The organism is Variovorax sp. V93 (assembly GCF_041154485.1).
Classification (GTDB): domain Bacteria; phylum Pseudomonadota; class Gammaproteobacteria; order Burkholderiales; family Burkholderiaceae_C; genus Variovorax; species Variovorax beijingensis_A.
On the sequence record NZ_AP028669.1, the window covers coordinates 4,717,724 to 4,743,371 of the forward strand.

Below are 25,648 nucleotides of genomic sequence, written 5' to 3' on the forward strand. Positions count from 1 at the left end.
ACGCGGCGCTTCATTCCTTTACGTGTCCACTCCACCATGGCTGATCCAGGATGCGCCTGCGCCAGGGGTTGGAGCCATTGTGCGCCTGCTTGCAGGCCGTGGCGAGCCCCCGCCGGAGCCCCGCTGGAAGCAGCTTCAGTCGTGCCTGCGCTCTTCGATGCTGCGCTCCAGGAAGCGCCAGAGCCGCTCGTCTTCGCTGAAGGCCACGTTGAAGCGCAGCCAGCCGGTGGGATGCGGGTTGACCAGGAACAGCTGGCCCGGGCCGAGCATGATGCCCTCCGCCGCGGCGCGCCGCGAGAGCTCGGCGCTATCGGCAATGTCGGGGTGCCGGGCCCACAGGTACATGCCGGCCGCGGCTTCGTGGAACAGTTCGAAGCCGAGCCCGTCCAGCCGCCGCGCGACGCTGCCCTGCGCCTGCGCGAGGCGCTCGCGCAGCGACTTGAGGTGCTTGCGCCAGCGGCCGTCGGTCACGGTGCCGAAGGCCAGCCGCTCGGTGATGTCGGACGAGGTCAGGCCCGAGACCATCTTGAGCTGCGCCAGTTCTTCGAGCAGCTCCGGCTGGGCGACCACGTAGCCGACGCGGATGTTGGGCGAGATGGTCTTCGAGTAGCTGCCCACGTAGACCACGCGGCGCAGCTGCCCCAGGCTGGCGAGCGAGGGGCGCATCGAGGCGTCCATCTCGGCATAGATGTCGTTCTCGACCAGCGTGAAGTCGTGCGCCTGCGCGAGCTGCAGCAGTTGCACGAGCTGCGGCAGCGAGGCCATCGAGCAGGTCGGGCTCTGCAGCCGGGGCTGGGTGAAGAAGGCCTTGGGCCGATGCGCCGCGAGCAGCGCCTCGAGCGCCGGCATGTCGTAGCCCGTGGGAATGCGCGGCACGCCGACGATCTCCACGCCCAGGAAGCGGAGCATGAACATCAGGTTCGGATAGCCCGGGTCGTCCACCAGCACCGAATCGCCCGGCTTGAGCAGGCGGCGCGCGACCAGGTCCAGCGCCTGGCTGGAACCCTGGGTCAGCAACACCTGGGCGGCATCGACCACGATCTGCTGCTCCGAGAGCGCCTCGGCCGTCGCCATGCGCAACGCCATGTGGCCGAAGGGCAGGCCGTAGCCGCCGATGTCGGCCCCCTCGGAGGCCAGGTGGCGCAGGCTGCGGCGCATGCCGTCCTCGAACAGCCAGTCGTGCGGCAGCCAGCCGCAGCCGGGCTTGAGCGGCAGGTTGCGGTTCTCGAAGATCTGCTGCAGGTACCAGCGGGCGTCGAAGCGCGGGTCCGGGCGGGGCGCGCTGGCCGCGCCGGCGGCGCTGTCCTCGATGCGCCGCTTGACGAAGAAGCCGGCATTGGCGCGCGAGACCAGCAGGCCCTGCGCCACCAGCCGGTCGTAGGCCTCGACCACCGTGAACACACTGACGCCATGCGCCGCGGCAAAGGCGCGGATCGACGGCAGCTTGCTGTCGGCCTTGAGCTTCTGGGCGCCGATCAGTCCGCGCAACCCTTCCACGATCTGGCTGACCAGCGGCGTCGGCTGTTCGGGGCGAAGAATGAGCATCGGGGGCGTCTGCGGCAGTCCGGCCTGCACCATATTGAGGAAAGTATGTACAGGATACAAGACCAGTACAGTCTTCCCGGCGATCACTTCCGGTGTACATGGCTGGATCGATTCGTGCGACCTAGAGTGCCGGCACTCCCTCTTCAAAGCACAGGCCGTACCCATGCAACGCGAACCCCACCTCAGCAATGCCGCCCTCATGGCCCGCCGCAATGCGGCGGTCGCCCGCGGCGTTGGCCAGGCCCATGAGATCTTCGTCAGCCGCGCCGCCAACGCGGAAGTCTGGGACGTCGAGGGGCGGCGCTACATCGACTTCGCCGGCGGCATCGCGGTGCTCAACACCGGCCACTGCCATCCGGAGATCAGCGCCGCCGTGAAGGCGCAGGTCGATCTTTATTCGCACACCTGCTTCCAGGTGCTGGCCTACGAACCCTATGTGGAACTGGCCGAGCGCCTGAACGCGCTGGCGCCGGGCGAATTCGCGAAGAAGTCGATCTTCCTGAGCACCGGCGCCGAGGCGGTCGAGAACGCGGTCAAGATCGCCCGCGCCCACACCCGGCGGCCCGGCGTCATCGCCTTCAACGGCGGCTACCACGGCCGCACGATGATGACGCTCGGCCTGACCGGCAAGGTGGCGCCCTACAAGCTCGGCTTCGGCCCGTTCCCGGGCGAGGTGTTCCATGCGCTGTACCCGAACGCGCTGCACGGCGTGAGCGTGGACGACGCCCTGCATTCGGTCGAGCTGCTGTTCAAGAACGACATCGAGCCCGAGCGCGTGGCGGCCTTCATCCTGGAGCCGGTTCAGGGCGAGGGCGGCTTCTATGTGGCGCCCAACGACTTCGTCGAGGGCCTGCGCGCGCTGGCGGATCGCCACGGCATCCTGATCATTGCCGACGAGGTGCAGACCGGCGCGGGCCGCACCGGCACCTGGTTTGCCAGCGAGCAGTGGCCGGTGGCGCCGGACCTGATCACCACCGCCAAGTCGATGGCGGGCGGCTTTCCGATCTCCGGCGTGGTGGGCCGGGCCGAGGTGATGGATGCCCCCGCGCCTGGCGGGCTGGGCGGCACCTATGCCGGCAGCCCCATCGGCTGCGCCGCGGCGCTCGCGGTGCTGAAAGTGTTCGACGACGAGCAGTTGCTGGCCCGCAGCCGGGCGCTGGGCGAGCGGCTCACCGCCGGGCTGCGCCGCATCGCGGCCGAGGTGCCGGCCATCGGCGATGTGCGGGGGCTCGGGGCCATGGTGGCCGTCGAGCTGTTCGAAGCAGGCGACACCGCGCGGCCCGATGCCGCGCTGACCCGCCAGGTGGTGGCCGAGGCGGCGCGGCGCGGGTTAATCCTGCTGTCATGCGGCACCTATGGCAATGTAATTCGCGTGCTGGTGCCGCTCACGGCATCCGACTTGCTTGTGGACGAAGGCCTGGCGCTTCTCGCGGACAGCTTCGCCGCGCTGCGCTGATCGAACGATCCTTTCCTGAAATCCTCCATGACAGCAGAACCCTTGGTGCGCTTCCAGCGCGTCCAGAAGACTTACGACGGCGAGCACCTGGTGGTGCGCCAGCTCGATCTGGACATTCACCGCGGCGAGTTCCTCAGCCTGCTCGGGCCTTCGGGGTCGGGCAAGACCACCACGCTGATGATGCTGGCGGGCTTCGAGTCGCCGACCTCGGGCGAGATCCTGCTCGACGGCAAGCCGATCACCCGCACGCCGCCGCACAAGCGCAACTTCGGCATGGTCTTCCAGAACTACGCGCTGTTTCCGCACCTGAGCGTGGGCCAGAACGTGGCCTACCCGCTCACCGTGCGCAAGGTTTCGAAAGACGAGCAGCAGCGCCGCGTGCAGCGCGCGCTCGACATGGTGCAGCTGCGCGGCATGACCGACCGCCTGCCCGGCCAGCTCTCGGGCGGCCAGCAGCAGCGCGTGGCGCTGGCGCGCGCGCTGGTGTTCGAGCCGCAGCTGGTGCTGATGGACGAGCCGCTCGGCGCGCTCGACAAGCAGCTGCGCGAGCACATGCAGCTCGAGCTCAAGGACCTGCACCGCCAGCTCGGCGTGACCTTCGTCTACGTGACGCACGACCAGGGCGAAGCGCTCACCATGAGCGACCGCGTGGCGGTGTTCAACGAAGGCGTGATCCAGCAGCTGGACACGGTCGACCGGCTCTACGAGACGCCATCCAACCGCTTCGTGGCCGGCTTCGTCGGCGACAGCACCGTGCTCAAGGGCCAGCTGGACCGCGGCGGCGAGCACGCCGAGATGAAGCTGCCCGACGGCCGCGTGCTGCGCGGGCTCAACGTCGGCGGCGCGGCCGCGGGTGCGGCCGTGGAGGCCTGCATCCGCCCCGAACGCGTGGTGCTGCACCGCCGGCCGGAGACGCAGGGCACCAACATGCTCGCCGCCGAGGTGGCGCGCGTCATCTACTACGGCGACCACCTGCGGCTCTTGTGCAGCGTCGGCGGCGGCCAGACCGAAGCCACCGTGAAGCTGCCGCTGGACGGCCTCGACGGCGCCGCTGCGCCGCGGGCCGGCGAAGCGGTGGTGCTCGAATTCCCCACCGCGCACGCGCGCATCTATGCCCCCTGATCCCGGTCCGTTGTTGTTCCCTCGTTTCCTTTCATCACCCAGGAAGATTTCCATCATGAAAAAGACATTCCTCGCCTGCATCGTCGCCGCCAGCTTCGCGCTGCCGGCCCTGGCCCAGCAGCAGCTCACCGTGGTCAACTTCGGCGGCGCCAACGCCAATGCCCAGAAGAAGGCCTATTACGAGCCCTACGAGAAGACCGGCACCAAGATCATCCCGGTCGAATACAACGGCGAACAGGCCAAGATCAAGGCCATGGTCGAAACGAAGAAGGTCACCTGGGATGTGGTCGAAGTCGAATCGCCCGACGCGGTGCGCGGCTGCGACGAGGGCCTGTTCGAGAAGCTCGACTATTCGAAGATCGGCAGCAAGGCCGACTTCCTGCCGGCCGCGGTCACCGACTGCGGCGTGGGCCTGTTCGTGTGGTCGACCGTGATGGCCTACAACGGCGAGAAGCTCAAGACCGCGCCCACCAGCTGGGCCGACTTCTGGGACGTGAAGAAGATCCCCGGCAAGCGCGGCATGCGCAAGGGCGCGCGCTACAACCTCGAGTTCGCGCTCATGGCCGACGGCGTGAAGCCGGCCGACGTGTACAAGGTGCTCGCCACCAAGGAAGGCGCCGACCGCGCGTTCAAGAAGCTCACCGAGCTGAAGCCCAACATCCAGTGGTGGGAAGCCGGTGCGCAGCCGCCACAGTTCCTGGTGGCCGGTGACGTGGTGCTGACCACGGTGTACAACGGCCGCATCGACGCGGCCAACCGCGAAGGCCGCGACCTCAAGATCTACTGGCCGGGCGGCATCTACGACCTCGACTACCTGGTGATCCCGAAGGGCGCCCCGAACAAGGAAGCCTCGCTGAAGTACATCCAGTTCACGATGCAGCCGGCCAACCAGGCGGTCTATGCACAGAGCATCGCCTACGGCCCCACCAACACCAAGGCGCTGGCCTCGCTCAGCCCCAAGGTGCTCGCCGACCTGCCGACCTCGGCGGCCAACGCCAAGGATGCGCTGCAGTTCAGCGTCGGCTTCTGGGCCGACCAGGGCGAGGCGCTCGAGAAGCGCTTCGCGTCCTGGGCCACGCAGTAAACGAGCGGCGCGAAGAAGGCCATGCACGCGGCAACGTCTGTCCCCCAGGTTTCGATGCAGGCTCCGCCCGGCGAGCTTCGGCGTGCGCTGGGGCGCGCCGAAGCCCGCCGCAAATGGCGCGCCTTTGCGCTCACGGTGCCGCTGCTGGTGTTCCTGCTGCTGACCTTGCTGGTGCCCATCGTGGCGCTGCTGCAGCGCGCGGTCGAGAACCCCGAGGTGGCCAACGCGCTGCCGCGCACCGTGCGTGCGCTCGACGGCTGGAACCGCAAGGAGGCGCCCGCGCCAGCGGCCTTTGCGGCCATAGCAGCCGATCTCGCCCAGCTGCCCGACAGCTCCGACGCGGGCGCCCTGGCGCGCCGCCTCAACACCGAGATCGCGGGCGCCCGCTCGCTGGTGATGGGCACCTTCCGGGCGCTGCCGATCGCCGGCACGCCGGAAGAAGTCAAGGCGCGCATGCTGGAGCTCGACCCGCGCTGGGGCGAGGCGCCGTACTGGCAGGCGATCGCCAAGAACGGCTCGCGCTGGACGCCCGACTACCTGCTCGCCTCGGTCGACCTGCGGCGCGACGTGGCCGGCGAGATCGAGCGCATGCCCGCCGACCAGCGCGCCTTTGCCGGCATCCTGCTGCGCACCTTCCAGATCAGCGCCGTCGTCACCTTCTTCTGCCTGCTGCTGGCCTATCCGCTGGCGTGGTGGCTGTCGACGCTGCCGGCGCGCAAGGCCAACGTGCTGATGATCCTGGTGCTGGTACCGTTCTGGACTTCCATCCTGGTGCGCGTGGCTGCCTGGATCGTGCTGCTGCAGTCCGAGGGGCTGGTCAACCGGGGCCTCATGGGCATCGGCCTGACCGACCATCCGCTGGCGCTGCTGTTCAACCGCACCGGCGTGATCATCGCGATGGTGCACATCCTGCTGCCCTTCATGATCCTGCCGCTCTACAGCGTCATGAAGAGCGTGCCGCCCACCTACCTTCGCGCAGCCGTCTCGCTGGGCAGCTCGCCGCTGGCGGCCTTCTTCCGCGTGTACGTGCCGCAGACCTATCCGGGCATCGGCGCCGGCGCGCTGCTGGTCTTCATCCTGGCGATCGGCTACTACGTGACGCCGGCGCTGCTCGGCGGCGCGGACGACCAGATGCTGAGCTACTACATCGCGCGCTACACCAACGTGGAGATCAACTGGGGCATGGCCTGCGCGCTGGGCGCCGTGCTGCTGGTCGCCACGCTGCTGCTGTATGCCGTCTACCGCCGCATCGGCAAGGCCGAGTTGAGCCTCGGCTGAGCGGCACGAAGGACCGACAAGCATGTTCAAGCTTCCCCAATTCCCGGCCTACGCCACCTTCGCCGACAAGCTCGGCTGGTGGCTGGTGCGCGCCGGCTGCGTCGCGGTGCTGGCCTTCCTGCTGGCGCCGATCCTGGTGGTGATTCCGCTGTCGTTCTCCGACAGTTCGTTCCTGGCCTATCCGATTCCCGGCTGGTCGCTGCGGTGGTATCGCAACCTCTTCGAATCGCCCGAGTGGGCGCGTGCGGCGCGCAACAGCTTCATCGTCGCGCCGGCCGCCACGGTGCTGGCCACCGTGCTGGGCACGCTGGCGGCGGTGGGGTTGTCGCGCACGAGCTTCGCCTTCAAGGGCCTGCTCATGAGCGTGCTGATCTCGCCGATGGTGGTGCCGATCGTGGTGGTGGGCGTCGCCACGTACCTCTACTTCGCACCGCTCGGGCTGGCCGACACTTACTTCGGGCTGATCGTGGTGCACGCGGCGCTGGGTGCACCTTTCGTGCTGACCACGGTGCTCGCCACGCTGGCCGGCTTCAACCAGAACCTGGTGCGCGCATCGCTGAGCCTGGGCGAGACACCGTTCAGGACTTTCATGCGCGTCACGCTGCCGGTGATTGCGCCAGGCGTGATCTCGGGCGCGTTGTTCGCCTTCGCCACCTCGTTCGACGAAGTGGTGGTCACGCTGTTCCTCGCGGGGCCCGACCAGGTCACGCTGCCGCGCCAGATGTTCACCGGCATCCGCGAGAACATCTCGCCCACCATCGCCGCCGTGGCGACGCTGCTGATCATCTTCACCACCACGCTGCTGCTCGCGCTCGAATGGCTGCGCGGCCGGCGGCGCTGAACCCGCTCCACACGATGCCGATCACCACGACACCGAACCAGCCGCTCGGCGGCAACACCATGCCGCGCTTCGCCGGCCCCGGCACGATGATGCGGCTGCCGGCCGCAACTTCGCCGGAGGGGCTGGACGCGGCGTTCATCGGCGTGCCGCTGGACATCGGCACTTCCAACCGTCCGGGTGCACGCTTCGGGCCGCGCCAGATCCGCGCCGAATCGGCGCTGCTGCGCCCCTACAACATGGCCACCGGCGCGGCGCCTTTCGACCGGCTGAACGTGGCCGACCTGGGCGACGTGCCGATCAACACCTATTCGCTCGAAAAGTCGATCGACATCGTTTCGACCTTCTACGACTCGGTGCTGGCCGCCGGCTGCGCGCCGCTGACGCTGGGCGGCGACCACACCATCGCGCTGCCGATCCTGCGCGCGGTGGCGCGCAAGCACGGCCCGGTCGCGCTGGTGCACGTCGATGCGCATGCGGACGTGAACGACGACATGTTCGGCGAGCGCATCGCGCACGGCACGCCGTTCCGCCGCGCCGTCGAGGAAGGCCTCCTGGCCTGCGACAAGGTCTGGCAGATCGGCCTGCGCGGCACCGGCTATGCGGCGGACGATTTCGACTGGCCGCGCGAGCAAGGCTTCACGGTGGTGCAGGCGCACGAGGTCTGGTACCAGTCGCTCGCGCCGCTGATGGCGCAGGTGCGCGAGCGCATCGGGCCGACTCAGCCGGTCTATATCAGCTTCGACATCGACGGCATCGATCCTTCGTTTGCTGGCGGCACTGGCACCCCGGAGATCGGCGGGCTCACCGTGCCGCAAGCATTGGAGATCGTGCGCGGCTGCCGCGGGTTGAACGTGGTGGGCGCCGATCTGGTGGAGGTCAGTCCGCCCTACGACACGAGTGGAAACACTGCGCTGCTCGGGGCCAACCTGCTTTACGAAATGCTCTGCGTACTCCCCGGTGTACCTTTCCGCTGACACCGGCTACTCATTTCTCCCAGGACAACACGACACCATGGATACGAAGACTTCCCCTCTCTCGCTGCTGAACGACCCGACCCTGCTCAAGACCGATGCGCTGATCGCCGGCGAATGGACAAAGGGCGCCAGCCGCTTCGACGTGAACGACCCGGCCACCGGCCTGAAGCTGGTCGACGTGGCCAACCTCACGCGCGCGGACGCCGAGCTCGCCATTGCCGCTGCCGACAAGGCGCTCGCCGCCTGGCGCGGCAAGACCGGCAAGGAGCGCAGCATCGTGCTGCGCAAATGGTTCGACCTGCTGACCGCCAACACCGAAGACCTCGGCCGCCTCATGACCGCCGAGCAGGGCAAGCCCTTCGCCGAGGCCAAGGGCGAGGTCGCCTACGCCGCCAGCTTCGTCGAGTGGTTCGCCGAAGAGGCCAAGCGCGTGAACGGCGAGGTGCTGCCGCAGTTCGACAACAACCGCCGCCTGCTGGTGATGAAGCAGGCCATCGGCGTGTGCGCGGCCATCACGCCGTGGAATTTTCCGCTGGCCATGATCACCCGCAAGGTGGCGCCGGCACTGGCCGCTGGCTGCACGGTGGTCATCAAGCCGGCCGAACTCACGCCGCTGACTGCGCTGGCCGCAGCGGAGCTGGCCGTGCGGGCCGGCATTCCGGCGGGCGTGCTCAACGTGCTCACGGCCGACAGCGCGAACAGCATCGCGATCGGCAAGGCGCTGTGCGAGAGCGACGTCGTGCGCCACCTGAGCTTCACGGGCTCCACCGAAGTGGGCCGCATCCTGATGAGCCAGTGCGCGCCGACGGTCAAGAAGCTGTCGCTCGAACTCGGCGGCAACGCGCCCTTCCTGGTGTTCGACGATGCGGACGTGGACTCGGCGGTCGAGGGCGCGATGGCCAGCAAGTACCGCAATGCCGGCCAGACCTGCGTTTGCGCGAACCGGCTGTATGTGCAGGACGGCATCTACGACGCCTTCGTCGAGAAGTTCGCGGCCAAGGTCAAGGCGCTCAAGGTCGGCAACGGCTTCGAGGATGGCGTGGTGCAGGGTCCGCTGATCGAGGATGCGGCTCTCGACAAGGTGCAGCGCCACGTCGACGACGCCGTCGCCAAGGGCGGCAAGGTGCTCGCGGGCGGCCACCGGATGCAGGGCCAGTTCTTCGAGCCGACCGTGGTTGCCGACGCCACCTCCGACATGCTGTGCGCGCGCGAAGAAACCTTCGGTCCCTTCGCACCCGTGTTCCGATTCAAGACCGAGCAGGACGGCATCGATGCGGCGAACAACACAGAGTTCGGCCTCGCGAGCTACTTCTACACCCGCGACGTGGGCCGGATCTTCCGCGTGGCGGAAGCGCTGGAATACGGCATGGTCGGCATCAACGCCGGCGTGATCGCCACCGAGCATGTGCCGTTCGGCGGCGTGAAGCAGTCGGGCCTGGGGCGCGAGGGCTCGCACCACGGCATGGACGACTACGTGGAGATCAAGTACCTCTGCCTGGGCGATATCCAGAAGTAGGAAGAAAAGAAGGGCGGGGGCGAGCCCCGCCCTGCCCTATCGCGCCAGCACCGGCGCCAAGGCCACGCCGGTGTGCGTGCCCAGCCGCACCACCTCTTCGGGCGGCGCCGCCGCGACGATGCGCCCGCCGGCGTTGCCGCCTTCGGGCCCGAGGTCGAGGATCCAGTCGGCCTCGGCGATCAGGTCGAGGTCGTGCTCGATCACCACCACGCTGTGGCCGCCATTCACCAGCCGGTGCAGCACGTGGATCAGCTTCTCGACGTCGGCCATGTGCAGGCCCACGGTCGGCTCGTCGAGCACGTACAGCGTGTGCGGCGCCTTCTGGCCGCGGCGGGTGACGTCGTCGCGCACCTTGCTGAGCTCGGTCACCAGCTTGATGCGCTGCGCCTCGCCGCCCGAGAGCGTGGGCGAAGGCTGCCCCAGCGTGAGGTAGCCGAGCCCCACGTCCTTCAGAAGCTGCAGCGGGTGGCTGATGTTGGGCATGGCCGCGAAGAACTCGACCGCCTCGTCCACCTCCATCTGCAGCACCTCGCCGATGCTCTTGCCGCGCCAGCTCACGGCCAGTGTCTCGGGGTTGAAGCGCGCGCCGTGGCACACCTCGCAGGGCACCTTCACGTCGGGCAGGAAGCTCATCTCGATGGTGCGCACGCCCGCGCCCTCGCAGCCGGGGCAGCGGCCTTCGCCGGTGTTGAAGCTGAAGCGTGCCGGGCCGTAGCCGCGCGCCTTGGCTTCGAGCGTGTCGGCGAACAGCTTGCGGATGGTGTCCCAGAAGCCGATGTAGGTGGCCGGGCAGCTGCGCGGCGTCTTGCCGATGGGGGTCTGGTCGACCTCGAGCACGCGGTCGATGGACTCGTAGCCCTCGACGCGGTCGCAGCCGGACCAGGCCGGGCGCTTGCCCGCGGCATCGGCGTCGCGGCCGGCCTTGGTCATGCGCTGGACCACGATGGCATGCACGCTGGCCAGCAGCACGTCGCGCGCCAGCGTCGACTTGCCCGAGCCGCTCACGCCGGTGACCACCACGAGGCGGTGCAGTGGCAGCGTGGCCGTCACGTCCTGCAGGTTGTGCAGGTCGGCGCCGTGCACGGTGAGCCATTGGCCGCTCTCTTCGGCCTTCGGGTCGGGCAATGGAACCAGGCGCCGCGCATGCAGTGGATGCCGGATCGCATCACGCAGGTAGCGTCCGGTCTGCGAATCGCTCGCCTGCTGGATGTCGGCCACCGAGCCCTCGGCCACGAGCCGGCCGCCGCGCTTGCCCGCGCTCGGGCCGATGTCGATGATGTGGTCGGCGCGGCGGATGGTGTCTTCGTCGTGCTCCACCACCACCAGCGTGTTGCCCTTGTCGCCGAGTTTGTGCAGCGCGTCGAGCAGGATCTGGTTGTCGCGCGCATGCAGGCCGATGGTCGGCTCGTCGAGCACGTAGCACACGCCCTGCAGGTTGCTGCCCAGCTGCGCCGCCAGGCGGATACGCTGCGCCTCGCCGCCCGAGAGCGTAGGCGCGCCGCGGTCGAGCGTGAGATAGCCCAGGCCCACCTCTTCCAGAAACTCCAGACGGCTCCTGATCTCGGGCACCAGGTCGCGCGCGATCTCGGCTTCACGGCCCGCGAGCGCCAGCCCTTCGAACCACTGCCGCACCTCGGTCACGCTCATGCGCGCGAGTTCGGTGATGCCGATGCCGCTCAGGCCATCCGCCGGCGAGGCGCCGAAGCTCACGGCGCGCGCCGTGGCGTTCAGGCGCGTGCCCTCACATGTCGGACAGGCGGTGTCGGCCAGGTCTTCCACCTCGGGCTCGGCGAAGGTCTGCTCGCGGCCCTTGTTGTCGTCATCGCGGATGGAATCGTCGAAGACCTTGCGCTGGTCCTTGCTGAGCTTCACGCCCGTGCCCACGCAGTCGGGGCACCAGCCATGCTTGCTGTTGTAGCTGAACAGGCGCGGGTCGAGCTCGGCGTAGCTGGTGCTGCACACGGGGCAGGCGCGCAGCGTGGAGAACACGTTCACACGGCCGATGCCCGAGGCCGACACGCCGGCCATCATCGCGGCCTTGAGCCCGTCGAGCTCGCTCAGCACATGCACCACGCCCTTGCCGTGTTCGAGCGCCTTGGCAAGCGCCTCGCGCAGCTCGGTTTCCTTCGCGGGCAGCACGTCGAGGCTGGCCACCGGCAGCTCGATGCTGTGCTCCTTGAAGCGGTCGATGCGCGGGAAGCCGGTGGTCGGCAGGAAGTCGCCGTCCACGCGCAGGTGCGTGAAGCCGCGCGGGCGCGCCCAGTCGGCCAGCTCGGTGTACACGCCCTTGCGGTTGCTCACCAGCGGCGCGAGCAGGCCGATGTGCTGGCCCTTGAAATTGCGCATCAGCTGCGCGGCGATGCTGTCGGGCGTCTGTGGCTGCACGGCGGCGCCGTCGTGGATGCAGTGCTGGATGCCCAGCTTCACGTACAGCAGGCGCAGGAAGTGCCAAACCTCGGTGGTGGTGCCCACCGTGCTCTTGCGGCCGCCGCGCGACAGGCGCTGCTCGATGGCCACGGTCGGCGGAATGCCGTACACCGCGTCCACCTCGGGCCGGCCGGCCGGCTGCACGATGCTGCGCGCATAGGCGTTGAGTGATTCGAGATACCGTCGCTGCCCTTCGTTGAACAGGATGTCGAAGGCGAGCGTCGACTTGCCCGAGCCGCTCACGCCCGTCACCACGCTGAACTTGCCGCGCGGAATGTTCACGCTGAGGTTCTTGAGGTTGTGCTCGCGCGCATTGACGATCTCGATCGCATGGCCGCCGGGCGCCGTCTTCGCATTGGCGATGTAGCGCCGCGCGGCGCGCTCGGCCACCTTGTAGGCCTCGGGGCCGATCGCCAGGTCGTAGTCGGCCAGCGCCGCGCCGGTGAGCGAGGCGCGGTTCTCGCGCAACTGCTCGGGCGTGCCCTCGGCCACCACCATGCCGCCGCCCTCGCCGCCTTCGGGGCCGAGGTCGATGCACCAGTCGCTGGCGCGGATCACGTCGAGGTTGTGCTCGATCACGATCAGCGAATGGCCGGCGTCGAGCAGCTTGCGCAGCGCGCGCATCAGCCGCGCGATGTCGTCGAAATGCAGGCCGGTGGTCGGCTCGTCGAACAGGAACAGCGTGCCCCGGCGCGCCACCGACTGCTTGCTGGCGGTCGCGCTCTTGGCCGCCTCGGCCAGGAAGCCCGCGAGCTTGAGGCGCTGGGCCTCGCCGCCGCTCAATGTGGGCACGGGCTGGCCGAGCTTGACGTAGTCGAGCCCCACGTCGGAGATCGGCTGCAGCACGCGCAGCACGTCGCGGTCGGCCTCGAACACCGCTGCGGCTTCGGCCACGGTGAGGTCGAGCACGTCGGCCACGTTGTAGCCCCGGCCCTTGCGTTCGACCTTCACTTCGAGGATCTCGGGGCGGTAGCGCTTGCCGTCGCAATCGGGGCAGCGCAGGTACACGTCGGACAGGAACTGCATCTCGACGTGCTCGAAGCCCGAGCCGCCGCAGGTCGGGCAGCGGCCGTCGCCGGAATTGAAGCTGAACTTGCTCGCGGTGTAGCCGCGCTGGCGCGAGAGCGCCGCGGTGGCGAAGATCTCGCGGATCGCGTCCCACGCGCCCACGTAGCTCGCGGGGTTGGAGCGCGCGGTCTTGCCGATCGGCGACTGGTCGACGAAGACCACGTCGCCCAGGTGATCGGCGCCCAGCAGGCGGTCGTGCGCGCCCGGCGTTTCGGTGGCCTTGCCGAAATGGCGCATGAGCGCGGGTGCCAGCACGTCCTGGATCAGCGTCGACTTGCCCGAGCCGCTGACGCCGGTCACGCACACCAGCCGCGCGAGCGGAAACTCGACCGTGATGTTCCGGAGGTTGTGCTCGCGCACGCCTTCGAGGATGAGCCGGTGCGTGTTCTCGCTCACGAGCCGCTTGAAGCCCATGCCGATCTTCTTGCGCCCGCCCAGGTACTGGCCGGTCAGCGTGTCGGCGTCGCGCAGCTGGTCGGTGCTGCCGTCGAACACGATCTGCCCGCCGCGGATGCCGGGGCCCGGGCCCATGTCGATCACGCGGTCGGCCGCGAGCATCACGGCCGGGTCGTGCTCGACCACCACCAGCGTGTTGCCAGCATCGCGCAGGCGCAGCATGGCCTCGGTGATGCGGTTCATGTCGCGCGGATGCAGGCCGATGCTGGGCTCGTCGAGCACGAACAGCGTATTGACCAGCGAAGTGCCGAGCGCCGTCGTGAGATTGATGCGCTGCACCTCGCCGCCGCTCAGCGTGCGGCTCTGGCGGTCGAGCGTGAGGTAGCCGATGCCGACGTCGTGCAGGTAGCGCAGGCGGGTGGTGATTTCTTCGTGGAGAAGCTTGAGCGCCTGGGCTTCGCCCTGCCTTGCTCCTTCCCCCGCCGGGGGAAGGCCGGGATGGGGGCTCGCGGCCTCGTTCAAGGCAGCAGCACTTGCAAGCGCCGCCGGCCCCCACCCCTGCCCTCCCCCGACGGGGGAGGGAGCAACACCCATGCGGTCGAAGAACTTCCTCAGCCGCTCGATCGGCAGCAACATCAGGTCATGCAGGCACAGGCCCGGCAGGGCTTCCAGCTGCGCGCGCGTCCACTTCACGCCGGCCGGCATGAAGCGCTTGGCAGGCTCCAGCACCGCATCCGCATCTTCCTTGCTGCCGATGCGCCAGATCAGGCTGTCGAGCTTCAGGCGCGCGCCGCTGCAGGTGGGACACGGCGTGTAGCTGCGGTACTTGGACAGGAGCACACGGATGTGCATCTTGTAGGCCTTGCTCTCCAGGTAGCCGAAGAAGCGGCGCACGCCGTACCACTGCTTGTTCCAGTTGCCCTCCTTGTAGTTGGGCGTGCCCTCGATCACCCAGTGCTTCTGCTCGTCGGTGAGCTTGTTCCAGGGCGTGTCGCGCGGAATGCCGGCCGCCTCGGCGTGGCGCATGAGGTCGTCCTGCGCTTCCTTCCAGGCCGGTGTCTGGATGGTCTTGATGGCACCGGCGCGCAGCGTGAGCTTGTCGTTGGGGATCACGAGGCCCAGGTCGACGCCGATCACGCGGCCGAAGCCGCGGCAGGTGTCGCAGGCGCCGACGGCCGAATTGAACGAGAACATCGACGGGATTGGGTCGGCGTAGCGGATGTCGCTTTCGGGGCAATGCAGGCCGGTCGAGAACTTCCACACGTCCGTCGGCGCGTTTTCTTCGGCACCCGTCGCGTGCACCGTGACCCGCCCGCTGCCGCGCTTGAGCGCCACCTCGATGGCCTCGACCACGCGCGAGCGCTCGGCGCTCGAAATGCGGAAGCGGTCGGCCACCACGTCGAGCATCTTGCGCGGGCCGGTGGGCGTGGCCACCTCGCGCTCGGCCTGCACGCGTGTGAAGCCGCTGGCCGAGAGCCATTGCGTCACCTCGTCGGCCGACGTGCCCGCCGGCAGTTCGACCGGGAAAGTCACGACCAGCCGCGGATCGCCGGCCGCAGCCGCCCGCTCGGCGATCTGCGCATAGATGCTGTCGGGCGAATCGTGGCGCACCGGCAGCGCGGTTTCGCGGTCGAACAGCTGGGCCGCCCGCGCGTAGAGCAGCTTCAGGTGGTCGTTGAGCTCGGTCATGGTGCCGACCGTGGAGCGCGAGGAGCGCACCGGGTTGGTCTGGTCGATGGCGATGGCGGGCGGTACGCCCTCCACCTTGTCGACGGCCGGCTTGTCCATGCGGTCCAGGAACTGGCGCGCATAGGCGGAAAAGGTCTCCACGTAGCGCCGCTGGCCCTCGGCATAGAGGGTGTCGAACACGAGGCTCGATTTGCCCGAGCCGCTGGGCCCGGTGACCACGGTCATCTCGCCGGTGCGGATGTCGAGGTCGAGGTTCTGGAGGTTGTGCTGGCGCGCGCCGCGAATCCGGATGGAGCCCTGTGTCATGAATGCCTTGGGGGGTGGGGCAAACATTCTAGGGAGTGGTCGGTGACGTATTCGTGCACTCCGTCACATGGTCTGCGGCCGCGCAGGGGTTTGTACGGATTCAGCAAATAACACTTTATGTAACAAATAGCACCTTTGTTTACGTTCCAAACTTCACTTTGAAGCACTCCATGAACAAGCTGCACGTTCTTTGCGCCGCCCTGCTGGCAGTGGCCGCGACGTCCGCGCCGGCCCAGATCCTGATCGGCCAGACGGCGGGCATGACCGGCTCGGTGGCCGCCAGCGTGAATGAAACCATCGGCGGCGCCCAGCTGCTGATCGACGCGGCCAACGCCCAGGGCGGCATCCACGGCGAGAAGATCGAGGTGCTGCGCATGGACGACGGCTTCGACGTCAAGCGCGCCAGCGAGAACGCCCGCGTGCTGATCGAGGAGAAAAAGGTGGCGGCGCTCTTCATGAGCCGCGGCACGCCGCATTCGCAGGCCATCATCCCGTGGCTCGACAAGCACGACGTGGCCCTGATCGGCCCTTCGACCGGCGCCATGGTGCTGCACAAGCCGGTGCAGAAGCACGTGTTCAACGTGCGCGCCACCTACCAGCGCGAAGCCGAGAAGGCGATCCAGCACCTGCTCACCACCGGCATCGCGCGCATCGCCGTGGTCCACGTGACCGATTCCTTCGGGCAGGACGCGCTCGAGGGCGCCATGACCGGCTTCGCCAAGGCGCAGGCCAAGCCCGTCGTGACGGTGCCGGCCGACCGCGAAAAGCCCGACTACAAGGCCATCGTGCCGGCCATCAGGGAGGCCAATGCGCAGGCGGTGCTGTGGATCGGCTCGGGCGTTGCCGTGGTCGAGGGCATCAAGGCGCTGCGCGCCTCCGGCTCGGCCGCGCAGGTGGTCACCCTGTCGAACAACGCCTCCTCGGGCTTCATCAAGCAGCTGGGCGATGCGAGCAAGGGGGTGATCGTGACCCAGGTGTTCCCGAACGAGCGCTCCATCAGCTACCCCATGGTCAAGGAAGCGCTGGCACTGGCACGCGCCAAGGGCCAGGCCGAGCTCTCGCCGGCCGCGCTCGAGGGCTTTGCCTCGGCCAAGGTGCTGCTCGAGGCGCTGCGCCGCGCCGGCCCCAAGCCGACGCGGGCCAAGGTGCTGGCGGCGCTCGACAGCCTGCGCGGCTACGACCTCGGCGGGCTCGAGATCAGCTACTCGCCGCAGGACCATTCGGGCATCGATTTCGCCGACCTCGCGATCATCAGCGACGGCCGCTTCAAGCGCTGAGCACGGCGCCGGCGGCAGCGCCAGGGCACTGTCAACTATGGTTTGACAGGGTTTCCACGAGCGAGTGAATGTCACTTGCGGCAACACATTACACATCTTCTGACAGAAGCATCCGCTTCGCCCAAAGGCCTGTTCGATGATGAAGATGTTGTCCACGTCCCGCGCTGTTGCGCTGCTCTTCGCCCTGTCCGTGCTCGGCGCATCGGCGCAGATCGTGATCGGCCAGTCGGCCGACCTGTCGGGCCCGGTGGCCGCCAGCGTGAAGGAGACCATCATGGGCTCGCAGCTGGTCATCGACCAGGTCAATGCCCAGGGCGGCATCAACGGCGAGCAGATCGAGGTGATCCGGCTGGACGACGGCCTGGACGCGAAGCGCTCGCTCGAGAACACCCGCATCCTGATCGAGGACAAGAAGGTCCTGGCGCTGCTGCTCAACCGCGGCACGCCCAACACCCTGGCCGTCATCCCGCTGCTCGACAAGTACGGCGTGGCGCTGGTGGGGCCCTCCACCGGTGCGATGGCGCTGCACAAGCCGGTGCAGAAGAACATCTTCAACGTGCGCTCGACCTACCAGCGCGAGGCCGAAAAGGCGGTGCAGCACCTGCACACCACGGGCATCCAGCGCATTGCCGTGGTCCAGGCCGACGACTCGTTCGGCAAGGACGCGATGGAAGGCGCGAGAAAGGGCTTCGAGAAGGCCGGGATCACGCCGGCCGTGCTGGCGCTGGCCGACCGCAGCAAGCCCGACTATTCGGCGATCGTGCCGCAGCTGGTCAAGGCCAATGCGCAGGCCGTGCTGTGGATCGGCTCGGGCACCGCGGTGACCGAAGGCGTGAAGGCGCTGCGCGCCGCGGGCTCGGCGGCACAGATCATCACGCTGTCGAACAATGCGGCCTCGGGCTTCATCAAGGAGCTGGGCTCGGCCAGCGCCGGCGTGATCGTCACGCAGGTGCTGCCCTATGAGCGCTCGTTCGGCCATCCGCTGATCAAGGAAGCGTTGGCACTCGCCAAGGCCAAGGGACAGACCGACCTGTCGCCCGCGCTGCTCGAAGGCTTCGTCGCCACCAAGGTGATGGTGGAGGCGCTGCGCCGCACCGGCCCCAAGCCCACGCGCGCCCGGCTGATCGCCACGCTCAACAGCTTCCAGTACGACCTGGGCGGCAACATCGACGTGAGCTACTCGCCGACCGATCACACGGGCATCGACTACGTCGACCTGTCGATCGTCAGCGAAGGCCGCTTCAAGCGCTGATCGCCGCCGGTCGGTGCCCTACTTGGGTGCGGCAGCGGGCGCAGGCTCGTGCGTCGTGTCGCCGCCGTGCTTCTCGCCCGACATGTCGATCTTGTCGCCGGCTTTCGAGATCACGTAAAGGGCAATGGCGGCAAAGACGACGAAGCCGACAACGAGTTTCCACATGGGTTCTGTCTCCTGATTGGTTCAAGAAAAGGGCCTCATGCCGACGGCATGAAGCCCCTTTGTTGAACGGAGGGCCGGCTCCCGCCGCCCTCCTGTGCCGAACGTGCGTCAGTCGTTCGCGTAGATGTCGACGTTCTTGGTTTCGCGGATGAACAGCGTGCCCACCACCAGCGTGACGCCCGCGATGATGATCGGGTACCACAGGCCGTTGTACATGTTGCCGGTGGACGCCACGATGGCGAAGGCGGTGGTCGGCAGCAGGCCGCCGAACCAGCCGTTGCCGATGTGGTAAGGCAGGCTCATCGAGGTGTAGCGGATGCGGGTGGGGAACAGTTCCACCAGCATGGCGGCGATCGGGCCGTAGACCATGGTCACCAGCAGCACCAGCCAGAACAGCAGCGCAACCGTCAGCGGCTTGTTGATCTTGGCGGGGTCGGCCTTGGCCGGATAGCCCGCGACCTTCAGGTCTTCGGCCACGCCCTTCTTGAAGGCGGCGATTTCCTTGGCGGAGGTCTCGTCGAACTTGAGGTTCACGACGTTGCCCACGGGCGCCTCGACCGTCTTGTCGCCGATCTTCACGATGGCCTTCGAACCCGGCGCGCCGGCCACGTTCTCATAGCTCACCGAGTTCTGCACGAGGTAGCGCTTGGCGATGTCGCAGGAGCTGCGGAAGTCGATCTCGCGCGCCACAGGATTGCCCTGGAACGAGCAGGTCGCGGGGTCGGCCGTGACGGTGACGCCGGCGGTGGCCTGCGCCCTGGCAAGGTCGGGGTTGGCGGCCTCGGTCAGCATCTTGAAGACCGGGAAGTAGGTGACCACGGCCAACAGGCAGCCGGCCATGATGATCGGCTTGCGGCCGATCTTGTCCGACAGCGTGCCAAACACCACGAAGAACGGCGTGCCGATCAAAAGCGCGGCCGCGATCATCAGGTTGGCCGTGGTCGCATCGACCTTGAGCTGCGCCGTCAGGAAGAAGAGCGCGTAGAACTGGCCCGAATACCAGACCACCGCCTGGCCTGCCGTAAGGCCGACCAGCGCCAGGATCACGATCTTGAGGTTCTTCCACTGGCCGAAGGATTCGGACAGCGGCGCCTTCGAGGTCTTGCCCTCGGCCTTCATCTTCTGGAAGGCCGGCGACTCGGACAGCGACAGCCGGATCCACACCGAGATGCCGAGCAGCAGGATCGACACCAGGAACGGAATGCGCCAGCCCCAGTCGTTGAACACCGCTTCGCCGAGCCATTCGCGCACGCCCAGGATCACCAGCAGGCTCAGGAACAGCCCGAGCGTGGCGGTGGTCTGGATCCACGAGGTGTAGGCGCCGCGCTTGCCGTGCGGCGAGTGCTCGGCCACGTAGGTGGCGGCACCGCCGTACTCGCCGCCGAGCGCGAGGCCCTGCAGCATGCGCAGCGCGATCAGGATCACCGGTGCCGCGACGCCGATGGTGGCATAGCTGGGCAAGAGGCCGACGATGAAGGTCGACAGGCCCATGATCAGGATCGTGACCAGGAAGGTGTACTTGCGCCCGATCATGTCGCCGAGCCGGCCGAACACGATGGCGCCGAACGGCCGCACCAGGAAGCCCGCGGCAAACGCCAGCAGCGCGAAGATGAAGGCCGCGCCCGCATCGAGGCCGCTGAAGAACTGCTTCGCGATGATCGCGGCGAGCGAGCCGTAGAGGTAGAAGTCGTACCACTCGAACACCGTGCCAAGGGAGGAAGCGAAGATGACCTTCTTTTCCTCCGAGGACATGGGCCGGGGGGCCGGATGCGGCACCCCCCTTGAATCCAGTGTTGCTGCCATTTGCGTCGTCTCCTGTGTATGCGTTCGGTCGGCCCCGGCATTCGGGACCGTGAAGCATTCTTGGAGGCGCGACTGACCCGAGCCTTTCGCGAAACTGAACCGACGCTTACGGATTAAGGTGAAACCCGCGGGGTCCGTTTCAGCTTGTAAGAAATCGGCCTTCTGCTCAGCTTTTGCTGCTTCGCAGCAAGGAGGGCCGCTGGTCGGCCGCGGCCCATTGCGGGCCATCGAACCAGGCGTCGCCGGCCAGGTAGGCGCGCAGCATCGCGAGGCCGTCGAAGCCCCAGAACAGGCGGCCGTCGACCACGCAGCTCGGCGTGCCGAACACGCCGGCCTGCAGGGCTTCGTCGGTGTTGCGCTTGAGCAGCGCCTTGTTCTCGTCGCCGTTCACGTCGCGCTTCGGTTCCAGTTGTGCTGCCAGCGCGGCCAGCCGCGTGGCGTCGCCGGCTTCCTCGCCGCCGCGCCACACGTTGCGCAAGATGGTTTCGGCCACGAGGCGGCTGATGCTGCCGTCGTCCGAGGTCGACAGCGCGAGCCGCAGGTGCGGCAGCGGGTTGTACGGATGCGAGGCCGGCATCTCGATCGGGATGCCGTTCGCATGGCCGAGCCAGAGCACGTGACGGTAGGTCCAGCTGCGCTTGGCAGGAATCTCGGCCGGGCCGAGCTGGCCGTGGTGCTTGAGGATCGCGCCCAGCAGCACCGGCTTGTAGGCCACGCTGCAGCTCAGGCCCTCGAGCGCCTGGGGCAGGTGCTCGAACGCAAGGTGCGCGTAGGGCGAGATGAAGTCGAGGTAGAAGTCGATGTGCTTCATGCGTGCTTGTCTCCTGAGGGTTCCGGGATGCGCCAGAGGCCGGCCCGCGCCCGCAACTCTATCGCGCGCCACACGCCGCGCCGCGCCTCGTCTTCCATCCGGCTCCAGCCCGCGATCTCGGGGAGGGTGCGCAGGCATCCTTCGCAGAAGCCGCTCTGGCTGCTCATGCGGCAGACCGAGGTGCAGGGCGATGGCACATCGGACGCATCGTCGCCGACCGGGCGCTGCACGGCCGCGGCGCGTTCGGCCAGCGCTTGTGCGTCGTCCGGATTCACGTCGTCACACCACGTCCGCCACCGGCGCGCCGGTGAGCTTCTCGAGGTCTTGCGGGCGCAGCTGGAACACCGCATGCGGATGGCCCGCGGCGGCCCAGATCTCCTCGAAGCGGAACAGCTCGCGGTCGATCAGCACCACCGGCGGCGTGGCATGCGCGACCGGCGACACGCCGCCGATCGTGAAGCCGGTGCGCGCCTTCACGAACTCCGCATCGGCGCGGCCGGTCTTGCCGACCAGCACATCGACCTTCTTCTCGTCGACGCGCTTGTCGCCCGAGGTGATGACCAGCACTGCCGCGTCGTCGCTCTTGCGCCGGAAGACGATGCTCTTGGCGATCTGCCCGACCCCGATGCCGAGCGCGTCGGCCGCCTGCTGCGCGGTGCGGCAGGCGTCGTCGAGCATGCGCGGCGAATGGGGGTGGCCCGCGTCCTGCAGCACACGGGAAACGCGCTGCACGCCTTCGGGCAGTGAATGAAGTTCAGCGCCGCACATCAGACGCCTCCCGCTTTGTGTCGACGCTCATCATCCCGCCCTCTTGGTACGGATCGCCTTGGAGGCGCGCGAATTCGGTTCGCGCCCCAGCGCCTCGCTGATGTACACGCCCGCGTCGATCAGCCTGTCGAGGTCGATGCCGGTCTCGATGCCCATGCCGTGCAGCATGTAGACCACGTCTTCGGTGGCGACGTTGCCGGTCGCGCCCTTGGCGTAGGGACAGCCGCCCAGCCCGGCGGAGGACGACTGGAAATTCCAGACCCCCAGCTCCAGCGAGGCCAGCGTGTTGACCAGCGCCTGGCCGTAGGTGTCGTGGAAGTGGCCCGAGACGTGGTCCACGTCGAAGTGCGCCAGCGTGGCCTCGATGGCGGCCTTCACCTTGCGCGGCGTGCCCACGCCGATGGTGTCGGCCACGTCCACGCGCTGCACGCCGATGTCCTTCATCAGCTTCGCCAGCATGCCCACGCGCTCGGGCGCGATCTCGCCTTCGTAGGGGCAGCCGACGGTGCACGACATCGCGCCGCGCACCGCGATGCCCTGCGCGCGCGCCGCGGCCACCACGGGCGCGAAGCGCTCGATGCTCTCGGCAATGGAGCAGTTGATGTTCTTCTGGCTGAAGGCCTCGCTCGCAGCGCCGAAGACCACGATCTCGTCGGGCCATTCCTCGCGCGGCGCGGCAATGGCGGCCTCGAAGCCCTTCATGTTGGGCGTGAGCACCGAATAGCGCACGCCGGGCTTGCGCTTTATGCCGTGCATCACGGAGGCAGCGTCGGCCATCTGCGGCACCCACTTGGGGCTCACGAAGCTGGTGACCTCGATCTCCTTGAGGCCGGCGTCCTGCAGGCGGTGCACGAGGCCGATCTTGATTTCGGCGGAGACCGGTTGCTTCTCGTTCTGCAGTCCGTCGCGCGGACCGACGTCGACGATCTGGACCTTGGCGGGGAGTTTCATGGGATGTCTCTGGGTTCGCTGGGGAAAGGAAAAAGCGTCCGTCAATTGTCGGCCGTCTGGCTCCGGTGTGCTCGGCGGCGCCTGCCGCAGGGGTTGCAATGCCTGCCAGCGGCGTTGCAGATCGTGCCAGCGCCGCGGTTCACACCGTTTCGCGCTGCACGAAATCCGATGGCGGCTCGGCGGGCGCGGGCGCCTCCACCGCTTCCAGCGCATCCACCCGCGCGCCGTCCGGCCCGCTGCGGGCCCACGCGACCAGCGCATCGACCGCAGCGGCCGGGCCGCAGGCCAGCGCCTCCACGCTGCCGTCGCGGCGGTTGCGCACCCAGCCGCACACGCCCAGGCGCCGCGCGGCCTGCACCATCGACCAGCGGTAGCCCACGCCCTGCACCAGACCGCGGACGACGAGATGGCGGGTGACGGCGGATGGATTCATGGCATGGGCAGCATCAGTACGACTTGGGCAGGCCGAGCGCCTTTTCCGCGATGAAGTTCAGGATCATCTGCGGACTGACCGGCGCAATGCGCGGAATGTAGCTCTCGCGCAGCAGCCGCTCGACATGGTATTCCTTCGCATAGCCCATGCCGCCCAGCGTGAGAACCGCGTTCTGGCAGGCGTCGTGCGCCGCCTCGGCCGCCAGGTACTTGGCGGCGTTGGCCTCGATGCCGCAGGGCTCGCCCGCGTCGTACAGCGTGGCGGCCTTGAACACCATCAGGTCGGCCCCCTCGAGGTTGGCCCAGGCGCGTGCGAGCGGGTGCGCCACGCCCTGGTTCTGGCCGATCGGCCGGCCGAACACGACGCGCTCCTGCGCGTACTGCGAGGCGATGCGCAGCGCGGCGCGGCCGATGCCGATGGCCTCGGCCGCAATCAATATGCGCTCGGGGTTGAGCCCGTGCAGGATGTATTCGAAGCCGCGCCCTTCCTCGCCGATGCGGTCTTCCTCCGGCACTTCGAGGCCGTCGATGAAGAGCATGTTCGAGTCGACCGCCGCGCGGCCCAGCTTGTGGATCTCGCGCACCTCGACCTTGCTGCGGTCCAGCGGCGTGTAGAACAGCGTGAGGCCCTGCGTGGGCTTCTTCACCTGGCCGAGCGCCGTGGTGCGCGTGAGGATCAGCATGCGGTCGGCCACCTGCGCGGTCGAGATCCAGATCTTGCGGCCGTGCAGCAGGTAGCTGCCATTCGGCTGGCGCACCGCCTGCGTCTTGAGGCTCGTGGTGTCGAGCCCCGCGTCGGGCTCGGTCACGGCGAAGCAGGCCTTCTCGGTGCCGGCGATCAGCGGCGGCAGGAAGCGCTGGCGCTGTGCCTCGCTGCCGAACACCACCACCGGGTTGAGCCCGAAGATGTTCATGTGCACCGACGACGCGCCCGACATGCCCGCGCCCGAGGCGCTGATGGCGCGCATCATCAGCGCCGCCTCGGTGATGCCCAGGCCCGCGCCGCCCTGCGCCTCGGGCATCGCGATGCCGAGCCAGCCGCTGTCGGCCACGGCGCGGTGGAACTCGTGCGGGAACGCGGCGCGGTCGTCGTGGTCGCGCCAGTAGTCGGCGGGGAAGTCTTCGCACAGCCGCTCGATGGCGGCCACCAGCGAGCGCTGGTCTTCGTTGAGGGAGAAGTTCATTCGTCGTTGTCCTTGGGTGGGGCCGGCTGCAGCGTGATGCCGCGGGCGAGCAGGCGGTCGATGGCTTCATCGCCGTAACCCGCTTCGCGCAGCAGCTCGACGCTGTGCTCGCCGATGCGCGGCGCCATGCGGCGGATGGCCGCGGGCGTGGCGCTGTAGCGGCCGACCGGCGCGAGCGTGCGGATGCGGCCTTCGCTCGGATGGTCGAATTCGGGAAAGAAATCGACCGCGCGCAGGTGCGAGTCGCCGAGCAGGCTCTCGGTGCTGTGCAGCCGCGCGACCGGGATGTCGGCCGCTTCCAATGCGGCCATCCAGTCATCGCTGCTGCGCGTGGCCATCACTTCGGCCACGAACGCATAGACCGCGCCGATGTTCGCGGCGCGCGCCGTGTGCGTGCCGAACATCGGCGAAGCGCGCAGTTCGGGCCGGCCGATCAGGTCGAAGAAGGCCTGCCAGTGCTTGTCGTTGTAGATCAGCACGCTCAGGTAGCCGTCGGCCGTGGCGTAGGGCTTGCGGTGCGGCGCGAGCAGGCGCGCATAGCCGGTGGGGCCGAGCGGCGGCTCGAAGCTGTGGCCGCCGAGGTGGTCGCCCATCACGAACTGCGAGAGCGCCTCGAACATCGGCACCTCGACCGCCTGGCCGAAGCCGGTGCGCTGCGCGTGCAGCACGGCGGCGAGCAGCGCGATGGCGGCCTGCAGCCCCACGGCGCGGTCGGCCAGCGTGACGGGCGCGTAGCGCGGTGCGCCGCCGCTTTGCTGCGCGAACAACGAGGCCACGCCGGCCGCCCCCTGGATCAGGTCGTCGTAGGCGGGCTTGCCGGCATAGGGGCCTTCCTCGCCATAGCCGAAGGCGCCGAGATAGACGATCTTCGGATTGGCCGCGGCCACGGCTTCGTAGCCGAGCCCGAGCCGCGCCATCGCCTGCGGGCGCGTGTTGTAGATCAGTGCATCGCAGCCCGCCGCGAGCCGCAGGCAGGCCTCGCGGCCTTCGGGCTGCTTGAGGTCGAGCACGATCGAGCGCTTGTTGCGGTTCAGGTGCATCGCCATCGCGCCCATGCCGGCATGGCGCATCGGGCCGACGGCGCGCAGGTTGTCGCCGGCGGGCGGCTCGACCTTGACGATGTCGGCGCCGAGGTCGCCCAGCGTCTGCGTGGCGTAGGGGCCCATCACCACGGCCGTGAGGTCGAGGATGCGGATGCCCTGGAGGGGTCCGGATGTGTTCATTTCTTCGCTCCTTCCCCCTCTGGGGGAAGGCTGGGATGGGGGCAGGCAGAGCGCCCCATGGGTACGCTGCTTGCCCCCAC

20 protein-coding genes are annotated in these 25,648 nt (G+C 68.3%); 9 read left to right on the forward strand and 11 right to left on the reverse strand.

Annotation, left to right across the window (positions count from 1 at the left end):
• Positions 1-135: 135 nt before the first annotated feature.
• Positions 136-1,545: a PLP-dependent aminotransferase family protein gene (locus ACAM54_RS22430; RefSeq protein WP_369648967.1), complete on the reverse strand. Its 1,410-nt coding sequence runs from the start codon at positions 1,543-1,545 to the stop codon at positions 136-138.
• 163 nt (positions 1,546-1,708) lie between these two features.
• On the opposite strand from ACAM54_RS22430, the gene gabT reads away from it, so the two are divergent.
• Genes gabT through ACAM54_RS22465 form a run of 7 tightly spaced genes read left to right on the forward strand, consistent with a single transcriptional unit; the run spans position 1,709 to position 9,816 of the window.
• Positions 1,709-3,001 (forward strand): 4-aminobutyrate--2-oxoglutarate transaminase, encoded by a 1,293-nt coding sequence (gene gabT, locus ACAM54_RS22435; protein ID WP_369648968.1) that lies wholly within the window; start codon positions 1,709-1,711, stop codon positions 2,999-3,001.
• Between the two features lie 27 nt (positions 3,002-3,028).
• Entirely contained in the window at positions 3,029-4,123 is a 1,095-nt protein-coding gene (locus ACAM54_RS22440; protein ID WP_369648969.1) for an ABC transporter ATP-binding protein, read from the forward strand.
• 55 nt (positions 4,124-4,178) lie between these two features.
• Positions 4,179-5,207: an ABC transporter substrate-binding protein gene (locus tag ACAM54_RS22445; protein WP_007827892.1), complete on the forward strand. Its 1,029-nt coding sequence runs from the start codon at positions 4,179-4,181 to the stop codon at positions 5,205-5,207.
• Positions 5,208-5,228: 21 nt separating this feature from the next.
• Positions 5,229-6,485, forward strand: coding sequence for an ABC transporter permease (locus ACAM54_RS22450; RefSeq protein WP_369648970.1), 1,257 nt, complete (start codon positions 5,229-5,231; stop codon positions 6,483-6,485).
• Positions 6,486-6,507: 22 nt separating this feature from the next.
• Positions 6,508-7,326, forward strand: a complete 819-nt coding sequence (locus ACAM54_RS22455) for an ABC transporter permease (RefSeq protein ID WP_369648971.1) — start codon at positions 6,508-6,510, stop codon at positions 7,324-7,326.
• A gap of 14 nt (positions 7,327-7,340) precedes the next feature.
• Positions 7,341-8,300 carry an agmatinase gene (gene speB, locus ACAM54_RS22460; RefSeq protein WP_042672569.1) on the forward strand — a complete coding sequence of 320 codons (960 nt, stop codon included), beginning with the start codon at positions 7,341-7,343 and terminating at the stop codon, positions 8,298-8,300.
• Between the two features lie 37 nt (positions 8,301-8,337).
• Positions 8,338-9,816, forward strand: coding sequence for an NAD-dependent succinate-semialdehyde dehydrogenase (locus tag ACAM54_RS22465; protein WP_369648972.1), 1,479 nt, complete (start codon positions 8,338-8,340; stop codon positions 9,814-9,816).
• Between the two features lie 36 nt (positions 9,817-9,852).
• On the opposite strand, the gene uvrA is transcribed toward ACAM54_RS22465, so the two are convergent.
• Entirely contained in the window at positions 9,853-15,702 is a 5,850-nt protein-coding gene (gene uvrA, locus ACAM54_RS22470) for an excinuclease ABC subunit UvrA (protein WP_369648973.1), read from the reverse strand.
• A 170-nt stretch (positions 15,703-15,872) separates the two neighbouring features.
• Between uvrA and ACAM54_RS22475 the strand changes: the two genes are divergently transcribed.
• Together ACAM54_RS22475 and ACAM54_RS22480 are read left to right on the forward strand one after the other, a co-directional pair.
• A complete protein-coding gene (locus ACAM54_RS22475; RefSeq protein ID WP_369648974.1) occupies positions 15,873-16,979 on the forward strand; it encodes an ABC transporter substrate-binding protein in 1,107 nt (368 codons plus the stop codon).
• A 136-nt stretch (positions 16,980-17,115) separates the two neighbouring features.
• Positions 17,116-18,231 carry an ABC transporter substrate-binding protein gene (locus tag ACAM54_RS22480; RefSeq protein ID WP_369648975.1) on the forward strand — a complete coding sequence of 372 codons (1,116 nt, stop codon included), beginning with the start codon at positions 17,116-17,118 and terminating at the stop codon, positions 18,229-18,231.
• An 18-nt stretch (positions 18,232-18,249) separates the two neighbouring features.
• Here the strand turns inward: ACAM54_RS22480 and ACAM54_RS22485 are convergent, their stop codons facing one another.
• The 9 genes from ACAM54_RS22485 to ACAM54_RS22525 all read right to left on the reverse strand — a co-directional run bounded on the left by ACAM54_RS22485 (position 18,250) and on the right by ACAM54_RS22525 (position 25,568).
• Positions 18,250-18,396 (reverse strand): hypothetical protein, encoded by a 147-nt coding sequence (locus ACAM54_RS22485; protein ID WP_186454106.1) that lies wholly within the window; start codon positions 18,394-18,396, stop codon positions 18,250-18,252.
• A gap of 108 nt (positions 18,397-18,504) precedes the next feature.
• On the reverse strand, positions 18,505-20,199 hold the full coding sequence (locus tag ACAM54_RS22490; protein ID WP_145739972.1) for an MFS transporter: 1,695 nt from the start codon (positions 20,197-20,199) through the stop codon (positions 18,505-18,507).
• Positions 20,200-20,365: 166 nt separating this feature from the next.
• Positions 20,366-21,010: a 2-hydroxychromene-2-carboxylate isomerase gene (locus tag ACAM54_RS22495; protein ID WP_145739970.1), complete on the reverse strand. Its 645-nt coding sequence runs from the start codon at positions 21,008-21,010 to the stop codon at positions 20,366-20,368.
• Positions 21,007-21,285 (reverse strand): DUF1289 domain-containing protein, encoded by a 279-nt coding sequence (locus ACAM54_RS22500; RefSeq protein WP_369648976.1) that lies wholly within the window; start codon positions 21,283-21,285, stop codon positions 21,007-21,009. Before ACAM54_RS22500 ends, ACAM54_RS22495 begins: the two co-directional genes overlap by 4 nt.
• Before the next feature lie 4 nt (positions 21,286-21,289).
• The gene (locus tag ACAM54_RS22505; RefSeq protein ID WP_145739966.1) at positions 21,290-21,778 is read right to left on the reverse strand and encodes a YbaK/EbsC family protein; all 489 of its coding nucleotides are present in this window, start codon (positions 21,776-21,778) and stop codon (positions 21,290-21,292) included.
• A gap of 30 nt (positions 21,779-21,808) precedes the next feature.
• Complete coding sequence (locus ACAM54_RS22510) at positions 21,809-22,729, reverse strand: hydroxymethylglutaryl-CoA lyase (RefSeq protein WP_369648977.1); 921 nt, start codon at positions 22,727-22,729, stop codon at positions 21,809-21,811.
• 139 nt (positions 22,730-22,868) lie between these two features.
• Positions 22,869-23,162 (reverse strand): acylphosphatase, encoded by a 294-nt coding sequence (locus ACAM54_RS22515; RefSeq protein ID WP_369648978.1) that lies wholly within the window; start codon positions 23,160-23,162, stop codon positions 22,869-22,871.
• Between the two features lie 13 nt (positions 23,163-23,175).
• Entirely contained in the window at positions 23,176-24,345 is a 1,170-nt protein-coding gene (locus ACAM54_RS22520) for an acyl-CoA dehydrogenase family protein (protein WP_369648979.1), read from the reverse strand.
• Positions 24,342-25,568, reverse strand: coding sequence for a CaiB/BaiF CoA transferase family protein (locus ACAM54_RS22525; RefSeq protein ID WP_369648980.1), 1,227 nt, complete (start codon positions 25,566-25,568; stop codon positions 24,342-24,344). Before ACAM54_RS22525 ends, ACAM54_RS22520 begins: the two co-directional genes overlap by 4 nt.
• Between the last annotated feature and the right edge of the window lie 80 nt (positions 25,569-25,648).